The sequence below is a fragment of the Streptomyces glomeratus genome (assembly GCF_021462825.1).
GTDB lineage: Bacteria > Actinomycetota > Actinomycetes > Streptomycetales > Streptomycetaceae > Streptomyces > Streptomyces glomeratus.
Genome location: NZ_JAKEEB010000035.1, coordinates 19,904 through 33,665, shown reverse-complemented (window position 1 = coordinate 33,665; position 13,762 = coordinate 19,904). Strand labels below are relative to the sequence as shown.

Annotated in this window: 12 protein-coding genes; 1 reads left to right on the top strand and 11 read right to left on the bottom strand. The window is 75.1% G+C overall.

Features of this window, described 5'->3' with window-relative positions:
* Window positions 1-292: 292 nt before the first annotated feature.
* Entirely contained in the window at window positions 293-1,564 is a 1,272-nt protein-coding gene (locus LZ604_RS29025; RefSeq protein ID WP_234518716.1) for an MFS transporter, read from the top strand.
* 132 nt (window positions 1,565-1,696) lie between these two features.
* Here LZ604_RS29025 and LZ604_RS29020 read toward each other — a convergent pair whose 3' ends face one another.
* From LZ604_RS29020 to LZ604_RS28970, 11 genes are all read right to left on the bottom strand, one after another.
* A complete protein-coding gene (locus tag LZ604_RS29020; protein WP_234518715.1) occupies window positions 1,697-2,806 on the bottom strand; it encodes a glycosyltransferase family 9 protein in 1,110 nt (369 codons plus the stop codon).
* Window positions 2,803-4,197, bottom strand: a complete 1,395-nt coding sequence (gene rfaE2, locus LZ604_RS29015) for a D-glycero-beta-D-manno-heptose 1-phosphate adenylyltransferase (RefSeq protein WP_234518714.1) — start codon at window positions 4,195-4,197, stop codon at window positions 2,803-2,805. The genes LZ604_RS29020 and rfaE2 overlap by 4 nt, the downstream gene beginning before the upstream one ends.
* Window positions 4,194-4,850: a D-sedoheptulose-7-phosphate isomerase gene (locus tag LZ604_RS29010; RefSeq protein ID WP_234518713.1), complete on the bottom strand. Its 657-nt coding sequence runs from the start codon at window positions 4,848-4,850 to the stop codon at window positions 4,194-4,196. The genes rfaE2 and LZ604_RS29010 overlap by 4 nt, the downstream gene beginning before the upstream one ends.
* Before the next feature lie 135 nt (window positions 4,851-4,985).
* Window positions 4,986-6,257 carry a glycosyltransferase gene (locus tag LZ604_RS29005; RefSeq protein WP_234518712.1) on the bottom strand — a complete coding sequence of 424 codons (1,272 nt, stop codon included), beginning with the start codon at window positions 6,255-6,257 and terminating at the stop codon, window positions 4,986-4,988.
* The gene (locus tag LZ604_RS29000) at window positions 6,254-7,219 is read right to left on the bottom strand and encodes a glycosyltransferase (RefSeq protein ID WP_234518711.1); all 966 of its coding nucleotides are present in this window, start codon (window positions 7,217-7,219) and stop codon (window positions 6,254-6,256) included. Before LZ604_RS29000 ends, LZ604_RS29005 begins: the two co-directional genes overlap by 4 nt.
* A complete protein-coding gene (locus LZ604_RS28995) occupies window positions 7,216-8,373 on the bottom strand; it encodes a glycosyltransferase family 9 protein (RefSeq protein ID WP_234518710.1) in 1,158 nt (385 codons plus the stop codon). The genes LZ604_RS29000 and LZ604_RS28995 overlap by 4 nt, the downstream gene beginning before the upstream one ends.
* Window positions 8,370-9,137 carry a D-glycero-alpha-D-manno-heptose-1,7-bisphosphate 7-phosphatase gene (locus LZ604_RS28990; RefSeq protein ID WP_234518709.1) on the bottom strand — a complete coding sequence of 256 codons (768 nt, stop codon included), beginning with the start codon at window positions 9,135-9,137 and terminating at the stop codon, window positions 8,370-8,372. Before LZ604_RS28990 ends, LZ604_RS28995 begins: the two co-directional genes overlap by 4 nt.
* A complete protein-coding gene (locus tag LZ604_RS28985; protein WP_234518707.1) occupies window positions 9,134-10,222 on the bottom strand; it encodes a glycosyltransferase family 2 protein in 1,089 nt (362 codons plus the stop codon). The genes LZ604_RS28990 and LZ604_RS28985 overlap by 4 nt, the downstream gene beginning before the upstream one ends.
* Entirely contained in the window at window positions 10,222-11,883 is a 1,662-nt protein-coding gene (locus tag LZ604_RS28980) for a carbamoyltransferase family protein (protein ID WP_234518705.1), read from the bottom strand. The genes LZ604_RS28985 and LZ604_RS28980 overlap by 1 nt, the downstream gene beginning before the upstream one ends.
* A 192-nt stretch (window positions 11,884-12,075) precedes the next feature.
* Window positions 12,076-13,038, bottom strand: a complete 963-nt coding sequence (locus LZ604_RS28975) for an NAD-dependent epimerase/dehydratase family protein (RefSeq protein WP_234518704.1) — start codon at window positions 13,036-13,038, stop codon at window positions 12,076-12,078.
* 183 nt (window positions 13,039-13,221) lie between these two features.
* Window positions 13,222-13,713 carry a DUF1360 domain-containing protein gene (locus tag LZ604_RS28970; RefSeq protein ID WP_234518703.1) on the bottom strand — a complete coding sequence of 164 codons (492 nt, stop codon included), beginning with the start codon at window positions 13,711-13,713 and terminating at the stop codon, window positions 13,222-13,224.
* Between the last annotated feature and the right edge of the window lie 49 nt (window positions 13,714-13,762).

The window sequence follows — 13,762 nt, the reverse complement described above, 5'->3', positions numbered from 1 at the left end:
GGTCCTTTCCCCACGATGAACAGGTCGATTCGCCCGGGCTCCCTGAGGGACTCCGGGCGGAGCACGGCACACCGCAAGATCCGGTGGAGCGACCGCGCAGCGCAGCCCGGTTCCCCGAGCTCCCGCCGATTCCTCTCTGTGAGTCCTCCGGGACCCGGACCGTATCCGAGTCATCACTGTGCCTTCCTCCTCTGCCGCTTCCGTACCCACCCCTGTCTCCACTCCGGACTCCGCTTCCGTTCCGCCGCCGACCGAGTCCGCCTCGCCGTGGCGTTCCCTGCGTTACCGCAGCATGCGCTGGTGGTCCCTCGCGAACTTCGTGTCGAACTCCGGCACCTGGATGCAGCTCACCGTGCAGAACCTGCTGGTGCTGAAGATCACCGGGTCCGCCGCCGCCACGGGGCTGTCGATCTCCGTACAGGCCGCTCCCGCCCTGCTGGTGAGCCTTCTGGGTGGTGCCGCCGTCGACCGCTGGCCCCGGAAGCTCACCGCCACGGTCAGCCAGGCGCTCCTCGGCACCGTCGCCTTCGTGACGGCCGTCCTGGTCGCCTGCGGCCGGCTCGACCTGCCGGTGCTGCTGGCGCTGGCCGCCGTCACCGGTCTCGTCGCCACCGTCGACGCTCCCGCGTGCGCCCTGCTGGGCAACGATCTGGTCCGACCCGAGGACGTGCCCTCGGCCATCGGGGTGGGCTCCCTGGTGCACAGCGCGGGCCGGCTGACCGGTACGGCGCTCGCCGGTGTGGCGGTCGCGGTCTTCGGTACGGCCGCCGCCTATGCCGCAAACGGGCTGTCCTTCCTTTTCGTGGCGTCGGTCATCCCGTTCCTCCGTCCGGTCCCCGGCGCCGGCCGGCCCGCCGAGCGCCGAGCACCCGCGGTCCCCGCGCAGCGCGGCACCCGGGCCCCGGCCAAGGAGATGACCGTGCGTGAGGGACTGGGCTTCTTCATGCGCCGCCCCCGGCTCGTCGCCCTCGCCGGTATCACCGGCCTCAGCGCGGTGTTCGGGCGGAACTACGGCCTGACGCTCGCCGTGCTGGTGACCGGGCCGCTCGCAGGCGGCGCCGGAGCGTTCGGCACGGTGTCCACCGTCCTGGCCGTGGGAGGCATCATCGGCGCGGTCCTCGGCGCCCGGCTGCGCCGGCCCTCCGTCCGACTCGTGTGCACCCTGGCGGCCGCCGGCGGCCTGCTGCAGGTCGTGGCCGGGCTGTCGCCGTCGCTGGCCGTCCTGCTGGTACTGGTCCTGCCCATGGCCGTGGTGGAGACCGTCTCCGACACCGCGGGGACGACCGTGCTGCAGACCGACCCGCCCGCCCATCTGCGCGGACGTGTCCTGGGCGTGTGGGGCACGATCAGCACGGCCTGGGGCCTCGGCGGTCCGCCCGCGCTGGGCTTGCTGATGGAGACGGCCGGTGCGCGGGGCGCCCTCGTGGCCGGCGGGCTGATCATCTCCGGTTCCGTCGCAACGGGCTTCGTTCTGCGCCGCCGCCGCGCCGCAGCGCCTGTGCTTCTGCACACCGAGGTGCGCGACGCCGTCACGTCGCAGCCGGCGCTGAGCCAGGCCGCCTGATTCAGCCGGGGCGGGGGCGGCAGGGTTCCGCATCCCCGCCCCGGGCGGGGATGCGGAGAGGGCGCTGCGGGATACCCCGGGCCCCGGCCCCGGTGCCGGTGCGCGACGCCCCGGCCCCGGCCCCCGGTGTCGTCACCCGGGAGTGCGCAGGCCGCGTGCCAGGGCGGAGGCCTCCGTGTCGGAGGCCTCCGTTGCGGACTCCGGGTTCACGCACCGGGTGCCCGCGGCCGGGCCTTGCGGGCGTTTCAGCAGCTCGCCGATCGCCCCGACGACCTCGCCGACGGTGATCCTGAGCAGCCGTTCGTCCGGCACCCGCCCGTGCGCGTCCCCCGGGCGGGCCGAGTCGTCGCCCGCCGGATGCCACAGCACTCGATGACGGGCGTCGACAGGCGGCCCCCACAGCCGAGGGGCGACCGGGCCGAACAGCACCACCGACGCCGTGCCGAGCGCCGTGGCCAGATGGGCGAGCCCCGTGTCCCCGACCACGACACAGCGGGCCTCCGCGACCAGGGCGGCCAGCCGGTCGAACGGCACGTCCTGCGCGCCTCCCAGCACCGCGGCCGGCGGCAGTCCGGCCTCCGCCGCCACGAACCGTGCGAGCGAACCCTCCCCGGCGCCCGCGGTCACGACGACCTCGTGACCCCGGCGGCGCACCTCCCTCGCCACGGCCGCAAACCGCTCCTTCGGCCAGCATCGGGCGGCGGCGTCGGCGCCCGGGTGCACGACGACGGCGCCCGGCGCGGGAGAGGGGACCGAAGGCGCCGGGATCCGTACCTCCTCCGGATCGGCCGCGATGCCGTACCAGTCCAGCAGCCGGCACCACCGCTGCCGTTCGTGTTCGTCCTCCCGCCATCGGGGACCGGCGATGCCGGGCGTCCCCGGATGTGCGTAGGCGAGGAGCCGCCCGGGCCGCAGCCGCTGGAGCAGCAGATGGCTCGGTGGTCCGTTGCCGTGCAGGTCCACGGCGAGATCGGGAGGCTGCCCGGTCCACGCCAGGTCCGCGGGCACCGCCCGGCCCGCCGCCGACGCCGGCAGCAGCCGGTCCACGAGGCCGGTGGCGGCGGCAGCCTCGGACAGCCGCTCGGGTGCGGCGAGCACGATCTCGTGCCGGGGCAGATGCCTGCGGAGCGCCCTCAGGGCGGGCACCACGGTCAGCAGATCCCCCAGCCCGAGCGCCCGCAGCACCAGCGCCCGGGGCCGGCCGGATCCCGGTGGTGTGCCGTGCCGGGCCGTTGTGTTCACGGCGGTGAGCCCGGGGGTACGGCGGCCCGCGCCGCGCGCAGCGCCAGGCGGGTGGTGGAGCGGCCGTCGAGGTAGGGAAGGACCACCGCCTGCCCGCCCCACGCCCGCAGGGCCTCGGCCTCCGGCAGTTCCTGTACGGAGTAGTCGCCGCCCTTGACCCACACATCGGGCCGCAGCCGCTCCAGAAGTGTCTGAGGCGTGTCCTCCTCGAAGACGGCGACGGCGTCCACGCTGCCGAGCGCCTCCAGGACCCGGACCCGGTCCGCCACGGGGTTGATCGGGCGCCCGGGGCCCTTGAGGCGGGCGAGAGAGGCGTCGGAGTTGAGACAGACGATGAGGCAGTCGCCGATGCGCCGTGCGCTCTCCAGCAGGCCGACGTGCCCGGCATGCAGCAGATCGAAGCAGCCGCCGGTGGCCACCACCGTGCCTCCCCGCGCCCGCACGCGCTCCGCGAGGGCGAAGGCGTCGGTCTTCGGCGCGTCCAAGTGCGGCGACGGCGCCGTCCGCCACAGCGCCGGGTTTCCGGCACCGCCCGCCGCCACGAACGCGGCGGCCTCGGCGACGGCCCGCTGCACCGCCTCCTCCGGGAGCGCCCCGTCGGCCAGCGCCGCCGCCGTCGTGGCGGCGAAGCAGTCGCCCGCGCCGCATGGATCCCCCTGGGCCCGGTAGGGCGCCGGGACCAGCATCGGCGTAGCGGTGCCCGGCCTGGCCAGCAGGGCTCCGCGTTCGCCCAGGGTCACGGCCACACCGGCCGTCTGCCAGCGCTCGGCGAGTTCCGCCCCGCGCTCGGCGTATGCGCGCAGCGATTCGCCCTCGCCCGGGCACAGGGCGCGTGCCTCGGCGGCGTTCGGGGTGACCAGCCGGGCTCCCGGCACGGGCGTGTCGCCCCGGGGGTGCGGGTCCCACACCAGGGGCGTGCGGGCGGCCACGGCCGCCAGATGCTCCCGCACCGCGCTCGCCGTGCGTCGCCCGTAGTCGGCGACGAGCACGGCATGCGCCTGGGCCAGTGCGTCGCGCACCGCGCCGTCCGGTTCGCCGGGTGTGCCGCCACCGCGGTCGATCCGCACCAGGGGCCGGCCGCTCGCCAGTACCCGGGTCTTCACCGGCAGGCTCCCCTTCAGGGGTATCTCCACCAGCCGGACCCGGCCGCGCAGCGCACGGCGTACGGCCTCACTCGCGGAGTCGTCGCCGAGCGCGCTGACGAGGATCACCTCCCGGCCGTCCCGGGCGGCCAGCGCGGCGGCCAGCCCCGCTCCGCCGGGATGGCGCCGGTCCTCGGTGACATCGACAACGGGTGCGGGGGCGTCCGGGGACAGGCGGCTGGCGACGCCCTCGATGTCCTCGTCGAGCAGCACGTCCCCCACCACGACGAGCGGCCCCGGCCCCTTCACGACGCCCTCCGGTGGGCCCCCACCGTACGGTGCGCCGCCTGGTGGCCGGCGCCCCCCGCGGGCCCGGCCAGTGCCGCGTCGAAGCCCTCGCACAGCAGGTGGACCGCGACGAGGTGCGCCTCCTGGACGGTCGCCGTGCTGTCGGCGTCGATGCACAGCGCGTCGTCCGCCGCCTCCGCCAGCGGATTCGGGCCCGGCCCGGTCAGCGCCCAGACGCGCAGCCCGCCCGCCCGGCCCGCCATGGCCGCGGTGATCAGATTGGTGCTGCGGCCGGAGGTGGACAGCAGCACGAGCACGTCCCCGGGCCGGCCGTGGGCCGTCACCTGCCGTGCGTACACGTGATCGAAGCCGTAGTCGTTGCCGATGGCGGTCACACTGGAGGTCTCCGCGTGCAGGGAGATGGCCGAGAAGGCCGGCCGCTCCCTGCGGTACCGGCCCACGAGCTCGGCGGTCAGATGCTGGGCCTGCGCCGCGCTGCCGCCGTTGCCCGCCGCCAGCAGCCGGCCGCCGGCGGGGAGGACGGCCGCGAGCCGGGCGCCCCAGTCCGCGATCCGATGCAGTCCGTCCCGGCGCAACCGTACGAGCGCCCGCTCCAGTGACCGGCAGTGCAGCTGTGCGGCATCGAGTGCAGGGGATTCCGTTGGTTCCGTCATGCTGATCGGGCGTACCGCGTCGCAGGCGACGGCGGCCGGACCCGCACCTCCTTCGGACGTCGGTGCTGCGCGGTCGGTCGGGAAGGCTGTCGTGGGCCGGGCGCCCGGCCCGGGCCCGGGCGGGCGGGGGCCGTGTCAGACCACCCCCTTGACGGCGGGCTGGGCATCCAGGACGGCGCAGTACGCCGCCTCGGTGGCCGCGGCTACCCGGCCCCAGCCGTACCTGCGCAGCACGCGACGCCGGCCCGCCGCACCGCACGCCCGACGTGCCTCGGGGTCGGCGAGCAGCTCGCCGACCGCCCGGGCGAGGGCGTCCGGGTCGCGGGGCGGCACCAGCCGCCCGGTGCTCGGGTCCGCGACCGTGTCCAGCTGGCCGCCCACCGCGCTGGCGACGACCGGCTTGCCGCACGCCATCGCCTCCAGCGGCACGATCCCGAACGGCTCGTAGTCTGCAGGGCACACCACCACATCCGCCCCGCGCAGCAGCGCCGGAACCTCGCGGCTGGGCACCCCGCCGATGAAGCGGACCCGGTCGGCGACGCCGGCGTCCGCGGCGATACGGCGCAGCCGGCGTACCTCCGGATCCTCGTCGAGGCGGTCCGCCGGAGGCCCCCCGACGATGACGAGCTCGGTGCCGGGGAGCAGGGCCAGCGCGTCGATGGCGACCGCCGCGCCCTTGCGCGGAACCAGACGGCCCAGCTGGAGCAGCCGATGCCGGGCGGTACCGGGTGCGGCGGCCGGTCCGCGCGGGGTGAACAGGGCGGTGTCGACCCCGCACGGCACGACGGTGATCCTGCCACTGGGGATGCCCATGCGGCCCAGTTCGACGACCTCGTCCCGGCAGGTGGCGATGACCCGGTCGCAGCCCAGGCCGACCTCCGTCTCGTAGGCGATGCGCTTCGGGGGGCTGGTGTCCGCCAGCTGCTGATGCCGTCGCTTCACGGTTCCGAGCGCGTGGTACGTATGCAGCAGGGGCAGCCCCAGCTCGCGCACGGCCCGCAGGGAGGCGATCCCGGACATCCAGAAGTGCGAGTGCACCACATCGGGAGGGCTCACCCGCCAGGTCCTGGCGAGGTGGCGTCCGAACTCCTTCATGTGCGGCAGGAGTTCGTCCTTGGGTATGGGCTCGGGCGGACCCGCCGGGACATGGCGCACCTCGACCCCGTCGCGCAGCGCCACCCGGTCCGGCAGGCCGGGGTCGTCGCGGCGGGTGTAGACGGTCACCCGGTGGCCCCGGTCGGCGAGTGCGCCTGCGAGATGGGCGACGTGGACGTTCTGCCCGCCGGCGTCGACCCCGCCGAGCGTGGCGAGGGGGCTCGCGTGTTCCGAGACGAGGGCGACCGAGAGGGAGCCGGGGCCCTCCGGGTCGAAGGTTGCGGCGGCGAGGGGGCGGAGGGACGAGGTCATGAGCGGACCTCCGTCATCACGCGCTCCCAGTCGGCGAGGAAACGCTTGAGCCCGTACCGTCCGAGGGCCGCCTGCCGGGCGCGCCTGCCGTCGGCGGCCGCTGCTTCCGGTTCGTGCAGATAGTGCCGGGCGGTACGGGCCAGGACGTCGGGACGGGTGGAAAGCGTGCCGGCGCCGGGCGGCACCGCCTCGACCACCTCCGTGGTGGCCAGCGCCACCACGGGCATCCCGAGGTGCATGGCCTCGAGCAGTGACAGGCCGAGGGACGTCCAGCGCACCGGATGCAGATAGAACCGGCGCTCCGCCATCGCCCGGTGCAGCTGCGCCTGCGCCAGGTCGGCGCCGCGGCACCGCTCCTCGGGCAGGCCGAGGCGGGCCGCCAGGCCCTCGGTGCCCATGCCGAACACATCCAGCGGGGCGGCCTCGGCGAGGGCGGGCAGCAGGTCCGTACCGGTGTGACGGCCGCGCCGCACCGGTTCGTTCACGACGACGGCGGCGCGGGCCAGCCGGCCGGTGTACTGGTGACCGGGGTCCACGACGCCGTGTTCGATCACCTCGGTGCGGGTGGTGCCGGAGTCCCAGAACAGCCGGTTGAAGTGGGTGACATGAATCAACGTCAGGTCCGAGCGGTCGGCGAACGGATGCCGGGTGAGGGGGACGTCATCGTCCGGGGCGTTGTGCTCGAGGTAGACGGCGGGCAGGTCACGACCGGGACGGCGGCCGCCGAGCCACCGCTCGGCCAGCTCCGGCTCGTGCGGCCGCTGCAACAGGACCAGGTCCACCTCGGTGTCCCGCAGTTCATCCGGCGTCACCTCCCGCACCGAGGCGGGCCAGGAGAAGGTACGGGCCCGCCCGAGCCCGTCCGGGTCGCGGCCTGGTGTCACGGGAACGAGGTAGGTGTGGGGGCCCTGGACGAACGCAGTCGTCCAGGAGCCGTGCACATGCCACAACAGGATGTTCATACGGTCGCTCCTCGTTCCGTTGCTGACCCGCCGCCCGGGCCGGGCACATCCCCCGGCCCCGGCGGCACATCCACGTCGGGATTCGCCCGGTTCGCCTTTCGTGTCCGGTCCGAGTGGAGGGTTCCGGCCGGTCGGTTCTCCCGGAGTGCGGCCACGGCGGCGAGCACCTCCGCGTCGCTCACCCCGTCGAGACACGGATGACCCGGTACGAGACACCGACGTGCCCTGCTGCCCGCGCACTCCGCCTCCTGGTCCCCGAGCAGCACATGGGGCACGCCGTACGGGCCCCACCGCTCCGCGGGTACGACCGGCGCGAACACCGAGACCACCGGTGTCCCTACCGCGGCGGCCAGATGCGCGGGGCCGGTGTTGCCCACCACCGCCACCCGCGCACCGGCCAGGATCCCGGCGAGGTGGCGCAGATCGGTGGCACCGCCGAGGTCCAGGCCGTGCTCTCCCGCCACCTCGGCCGTCAGGTCCCGCTCCCCGGGCCCTCCCGTCACCACGACCCGGTGGCCCTCGGCGGCGAGGGCGGCCGCGGCCCGCGCCGCGCGCCCGGGGCTCCATGCCCGGGCCGGGACCGCCGCACCGGGGTGCACCACCACATACGGCCCGGACCCCGTGAGGTGCGTGGTGTCCGGCGGAGTCCTCACACGCAACGCCGCGTCGTCGCCGGGCGGCAGAGCGAATCCGGCGTCGCGCGCCAGGTCCAGCGCCGCAAGAGCCTCGTGCCGGTGCGGCAGCCGGCGGTGACGCAGATCCAGTAGGGCGCCCGGGTAGTCCTCGCTGTCGGCCGCCGTCCAGCCGATCCCCGCAAGCTTGAGCAGCAGCGCGATCGGCAGCGGGCTCTGGTGGTACGAGACCAGCACCAGAGCCCGGTCGAAGCGGCGGGCGGTCAGCGCCTCCAGCACCCGCCGCGTCGCCGTACGGGAGACCGGCGGCGGCTCGAGCCCCACCCAGGGGGCGTCGTACTCGAGCACCTCGTCCACGCCGGGCAGCATTTTCCCCGCCTGGACCCCCCGCGGGCCGCAGAGCAGCGCGGTGTACGCGGATCCGGCCGCCACGGCACGCACGGCGGGCCCGGCCAGCAGCACGTCCCCGGCGCTGTCCAGCCGGACGACCAGGGTGCGGGGGAGCACACGGGAGCCGGTCATCGTGTCCCACCCCCGCTCGGGCCGGGACCGCCGGCGCCCTCCCCGGTCTCCCTCGTCCGGCACGCCGCCCGCGCGCCCTCGGCCCCGTACGGCACGGCACCCGCGGCGGCCGCCGCGGGCCCCGCCCACGGGACGATCCCGGGCTCGGGATCCAGCACTAGGCGCACGGCCGTGAGCAGGTCGCGGGCCGTGACACCGGCGGCCTCGATCTCCTCGGGCAGGGTGACCGGCGTCGGGACCAGCACCCCCCGGGCGCCCGCCGCGCGTGCGGATGCCACGTCGGCGCCGATGTCACCGATGACGACGGTCGCCTCCACCGGGACGCCGAGTCGGGCGCACGCGGCCGCGACCAGGCCGGGAGCGGGCTTGCGGCAGCCGCAGCCGTCGTCCGGGCCGTGCGGACAGACCGCCCAGACGTCGAACGGGCCGAGCAGTTGTTCCACCCGCAGCCGCACCGCCTCCACCTGGTGGCGCGTCAGCAGTCCCCGGGCCACTCCCGACTGGTTGCTCACGACCCCGACCGGGACGCCCCGGGCCCGCACGGCGTCCACGGCCTCCCGCGCACCCGGCATGGGCTCGACCCGCGCCGGGTCGCCGTTGTAGGGCACATCGCGGACGAGCGTGCCGTCGCGGTCGAAGAGCACCGCGGCCGGGCGGGCTCCAGGCGGGGCGGGAGCCCGCCGTGGCCCGCCGAACAGCCAGGGCCCGGTCACCGGGCGCGCGAGGGGCGTCCGGTGCCGGGGCATCGACGAAGGTCCGGTCATGGGCGCACCCTCTCCCTCACCGGCCGGTGCCGGGCCCGCGGCGGTGCACCGGCCTCGTAGGCGACGAGCGCCGGTGTGTGCCGGTGCGCGACCTGCCCGCGCAGCCAGTGCCAGACGGCGGTCGGCGGGATCGCCACGCTGGTCAGCGCCATGGTGGCGACCTCGTCCCGGGTCCGGGGTCCCGGCGCGATCCGCGCCAGGGCGAATTCGGCGGTCCCGGCCAGCCAGGCCGCCGCGCACACCGCGGCGGCTCGCGGCCGGCCCAGCACGGCGCACGAGAGCGCCGCCGCGGCCGTCGCCGTCACCGCGAGATGCCCCGGCAGGCGCCCGCGCGGCGCGCCGGCCCGGCTCCACCAGCCGGGGCCGTGCAGCCGCGTCATCAGCACGTCGTCCGCGTTGCCCGCCTGGAGGCGCACGGAGACCCAACGGTCGGCGGGGCGCACCGGGTGCGTCGTGCTGCGGGCACCTGTGTTCACCGTCCAGCCGGCGCCGATCACCCGCAGGGCCAGGTCCGCGTCCTCCCGGAAGGCGCGCTGGAACCGTTCGTCGAAGCCGCCGACGGCCTCCAGGGCCGCGCGCCGGTACGCCATGTCGGCGGTGATCCAGCGGGCGGTGGCGAGCCCGGCGGTGCTGCGCTCCCAGTCGGTGGGCCGCCGGTCCGGCGGAAGCGGCACATCGATACGGGCGGTGATCGCGGCCGTGTCGTCCGTCGCCTCGGCCAGGTCCAGGGCGAGGTCGTCGCCCCAGGTGGGGCCCGGCACCACATCGTCGTCGAGAAAAACGATCCAGGGCACGTCACCGGCCGCCCGCCACCCGTCGTTGCGGGCCGCCGCCGGTCCCCGGGCACGGCCCCGTACGACGCTGGTGACCCCGCGCAGGGGTGCGGGCACGTCGACCGTGAGCGGTGCGCCCCCGGTCCCGTGACGATCGTCGACGAGAACCACCCGGACCGGCCGCGGGCCGCCGGCCTCGGCCAGCGCCCGCAGACAGGCGCTCAGGCTGGGGCGGCCGAGCGTCGGTATCACGACGGCGTACGCGTCGTCGGCATGGCCGGAGCCCGTCACCCGCTGCCCGCGCCCGCCCATCACGCCTCCCTCTCGCAGGCGCCGCGGAAGAGATCGCCGCGCCGGATCGCGTACGGGCCGATGGCGAGGAGGTCGACGGGGGAGGAGCCGAAGCACTCCAGTGCGTCGCGGGGATCGTCCACCATGGGACGGCCCGCCGTGTTCAGGCTGGTGTTGACCACCACCGGCAGCCCCGTCAGCCGCTCGAACTCGCCGAGCATCCGGGCCAGCAGCGGCTCCGCCGCCGGATCCACGGTCTGGATGCGGGCCGTTCCGTCGACGTGCACCACGGCCGGGATGCGGTCCCGCCACGCCTCGGCCACGTCATGGACGAACAGCATGTAGGGGCTGGGCAGGGGGCCGTCGAAGATCTCGGCGGCGCGGGCGGCCGACACCATGGGAGCCACCGGCCGGAACTGCTCCCGGCCCTTGACGTCGTTGAGCCGTTCGAGATTGCCCGCGTGGCCGGGGTGGGCCAGCAGCGAACGGTGTCCGAGGGCGCGCGGCCCGTATTCGGAGCGGCCCTGGAACCAGGCGACGATCCCGTTGTCCGCAAGCACCCGGGCCACGGTCGTGGCGATGTCCGGCGGACGTTCGAAGGGCACGGCCGCCGTCTTCAGCCACGCCCCGAGCTCCGCGTCCGACCAGTCCCGGCCCAGATCGGCGCCGGTCATGGGCTGCGGGCCGTCACCGTGGCCGGCCGCCAGCAGCAGTGCGCCGCCCAGTGCCGTCCCCGCGTCGCCGGCCGCGGGCTGCACCCACACCCGGGCGAAGGGCCCCTCACGGGCGATCCGGGAGTTGGCGACACAGTTGAAGGCGACGCCTCCGGCGAGCGTGAGCACCCGGTGGTGCGTCTTCCCGTGCAGCCAGCGCACGAGATCCAGCACCGTCTCCTCCAGCACCGCCTGGGCGCTGGCGGCCACGTCCGCGTGATCCTGTGTCCACGGCTCCTCGGCACCGCGCCGCGGGCACAGCTCGGGCCAGGGCACCGCGGTGGCCCGGAACCCGCCGTCGCCCGTGGGATACACATGGCGGCGCAGCTCCTCCAGCATGCGCGGCCTGCCGTGCGAGGCGAGGGCCATCACCTTGAACTCGTCGGAGGACCGCAGGAACCCCAGATGGTCGGTGAGTTCCTCGTAGACGAGCCCCAGCGAATGGGGCAGCTCCTGCGCGTACAGGGGTTCGAGCCGGTCTCCGGCACGGCGGGCGGCGAGATGGGACGCGCACTCCCCGCGGCCGTCCAGGACCAGTACGGACGAGTCCTCGGCGCCGGGCGCGGCGAAGGCGCTGGAGGCGGCATGGGCCATGTGGTGGGGTACGAAGCGGACGATGCCGGGATCCAGGCCCGGCAGCGCGGCCTGGAGGAAGCGGGGTGCCTCACGGGCGTAGGTCTGCCGGAGGTGGTCCCAGGGGTCGTCGAGCCCCATCGCCTCGGTCGGCCGGGCCAGCTGCGGATCGTAGGAGTAGGCGACGGCGTCGAGGTCCTGGGGGCGCAGGCCGGCCCGGCGCAGACACCAGGCGGCGGCCTTCTCGGGAAGCTCCCAGGCGGAGAACGGCACCGGTCGCTTCCCGTGCTTGCGCCGTGAGAACCGCTCCTCCTCGGCGGCGGCGACGGTCCGGCCGTCGATCACCAGGGCGGCGGCGGGGTCGTGGAAGAGAGCGTTGATTCCGAGAATGCGCATAGGGGGATCCCAGGTCTTTCGACGATGCGGCGAAGCGGTGCGGGAATCGGGTCTCGGCGAGGTGGGCGGGGTCGGTACGGGTCCGGGGCGGGGAGCGTGGTTGCTGGTCCGGGTGCGCGGCCGGATCGGACGGCGGCCGGCCGGCTTCCGAAGCGGGCCGGCGCCGGCCGGCGACCGGACGCTGGCGCCGGATCAGCGACCGGTGGCGGCACGGAACCAGTCGATCGTGCGGCGCAGGCCCTCGGCGGCGTTCACCTGGGGTTCCCAGCCGAGCTTGTCGCGGGCCAGCGTGATGTCCGGGCAGCGGACGGCCGGGTCGTCCGTCGGCCGTTCCACGAAGCGGATCTCCGACCGGGACCCGGTGAGCTCGATGACGAGGCGGGCGAGGTCGAGCATGGTGATCTCGGTGGGGTTGCCGATGTTGACCGGGCCGCGCATCCCGTGCGCCGCGGCCGCGAGAATGCCGCGGACGGTGTCGTCGACGTAGCACAGCGACCGGGTCTGGCGTCCGTCGCCGGTGACCGTGAGGGGATCCCCGTCCAGGGCCTGGCGGATGAAGGTGGGGACGGCCCGGCCGTCGTGGCCGCGCATCCGCGGACCGTAGGTGTTGAACAGCCGCACGATGCCGGTGTCGGTGCCTTTGGCCTCGGCGTGGGCCGTGGTGAGGGCCTCGCCGAACCGCTTGGCCTCGTCGTAGACGCTCCGCGGGCCGACCGGGTTCACATGGCCCCAGTACCGCTCGTCCTGGGGGTTCTGCTGGGGATCGCCGTAGACCTCGGAGGTCGAGGCGAGAAGGAATCTGGCTCCGCTGTGCCGGGCCAGTTCCAGCGCGTGCCGCGTGCCGAGGCTTCCGGTCTCCATGGTGTGCAGGGGCAGCCGCAGATAGTCGGTGGGGGACGCCGGCGAGGCGAAGTGGAGGACGAGATCGGGCGGGCGCTCGACGTCGAGCCCCTCCGCGACATTGGCTTGCATCAGGGTGAAACCCGGGCGGTCGAGCAAGGCGGAGACGTTCTCGCGCCGCCCGGTGCTGAGGTCGTCCACACAGGTGACCGCGGCGCCCGAGTCCAGCAGCGCGGCGCACAGATGCGAACCGAGGAAGCCAGCGCCGCCGGTGACGACGGCGTGTTCCCACTTCCGTGAGAGAGCGGTGGCCATTCCTGTCTCCTTCCTGTGGGGCGAACGCGCATCGGGCCCCTGTTGCCGACGCCGGCTCACTGGTGTCGCGGAAGGCTGTGCGGTACCCCGATCAGCGTCCGTCGGCCGGGCGCCGGTGGCTCGGTGGTGTACGGCATCCGGGTGATTCACGCAGAGCGAGGAGTCCCCCCGGCAGCGGTGACGTCAGGCCTCGGCCTTCTGCGCCGTCAGGCTCCAGGCGTACTGGAGCATGTCCGCCATGGTGATCGCGCTCAGGCCCGCACACGCCAGGCGTGTGGCCCGTGGAGCGGAGGCGTAACAGCAGATCAGGGCCCCGGCCACCCAGGCGGAGAGGCAGAACGGACAGGACACCAGGTCGCCCACGGCGCGTCGGACGCCGCTGCCCCGCGGCTGGTCCAGCACCTCGTTGGCCGTGGTCTCGGACTCCCGGCGGGTGAACGGCGCCCGCAGGAAACTGGTGACCTTGTCCTTGCCGAGCAGGCGCGACGCCTTGAATGTCGCCGTTCCCAGGAGGGCCACGTCCCAGGGCGGCACCCGCGCGGGCAATCGCACCCCGCGGCGCCGTGCCGCCAGTGCGAACAACGCGACCCCCGATGCGAAGACGGTGGCGAGCAGCGCATAGCCCCCGAGCGGCACATCACCCGTTCCGTCGTAGCGCGACTCCTCCCCGCTCATGCGACCACCTCCTGCGCCTCCGAGTCCCCGGACGCCCCACGGGCAAACT

Excerpts from the sequence above, each read along its gene's own strand:
- LZ604_RS29000 (WP_234518711.1), bottom strand. The coding sequence starts at position 7,219 with ATGAACATCCTGTTGTGGCATGTGCACGGCTCCTGGACGACTGCGTTC.
- LZ604_RS29010 (WP_234518713.1), bottom strand. The coding sequence starts at position 4,850 with ATGACGGAACCAACGGAATCCCCTGCACTCGATGCCGCACAGCTGCAC.
- LZ604_RS28990 (WP_234518709.1), bottom strand. The coding sequence starts at position 9,137 with ATGACCGGACCTTCGTCGATGCCCCGGCACCGGACGCCCCTCGCGCGC.
- LZ604_RS28995 (WP_234518710.1), bottom strand. The coding sequence starts at position 8,373 with ATGACCGGCTCCCGTGTGCTCCCCCGCACCCTGGTCGTCCGGCTGGAC.
- LZ604_RS29005 (WP_234518712.1), bottom strand. The coding sequence starts at position 6,257 with ATGACCTCGTCCCTCCGCCCCCTCGCCGCCGCAACCTTCGACCCGGAG.
- LZ604_RS28985 (WP_234518707.1), bottom strand. The coding sequence starts at position 10,222 with ATGGGCGGGCGCGGGCAGCGGGTGACGGGCTCCGGCCATGCCGACGAC.
- LZ604_RS28975 (WP_234518704.1), bottom strand. The coding sequence starts at position 13,038 with ATGGCCACCGCTCTCTCACGGAAGTGGGAACACGCCGTCGTCACCGGC.
- LZ604_RS29025 (WP_234518716.1), top strand. The coding sequence starts at position 293 with ATGCGCTGGTGGTCCCTCGCGAACTTCGTGTCGAACTCCGGCACCTGG.
- LZ604_RS28970 (WP_234518703.1), bottom strand. The coding sequence starts at position 13,713 with ATGAGCGGGGAGGAGTCGCGCTACGACGGAACGGGTGATGTGCCGCTC.
- LZ604_RS28980 (WP_234518705.1), bottom strand. The coding sequence starts at position 11,883 with ATGCGCATTCTCGGAATCAACGCTCTCTTCCACGACCCCGCCGCCGCC.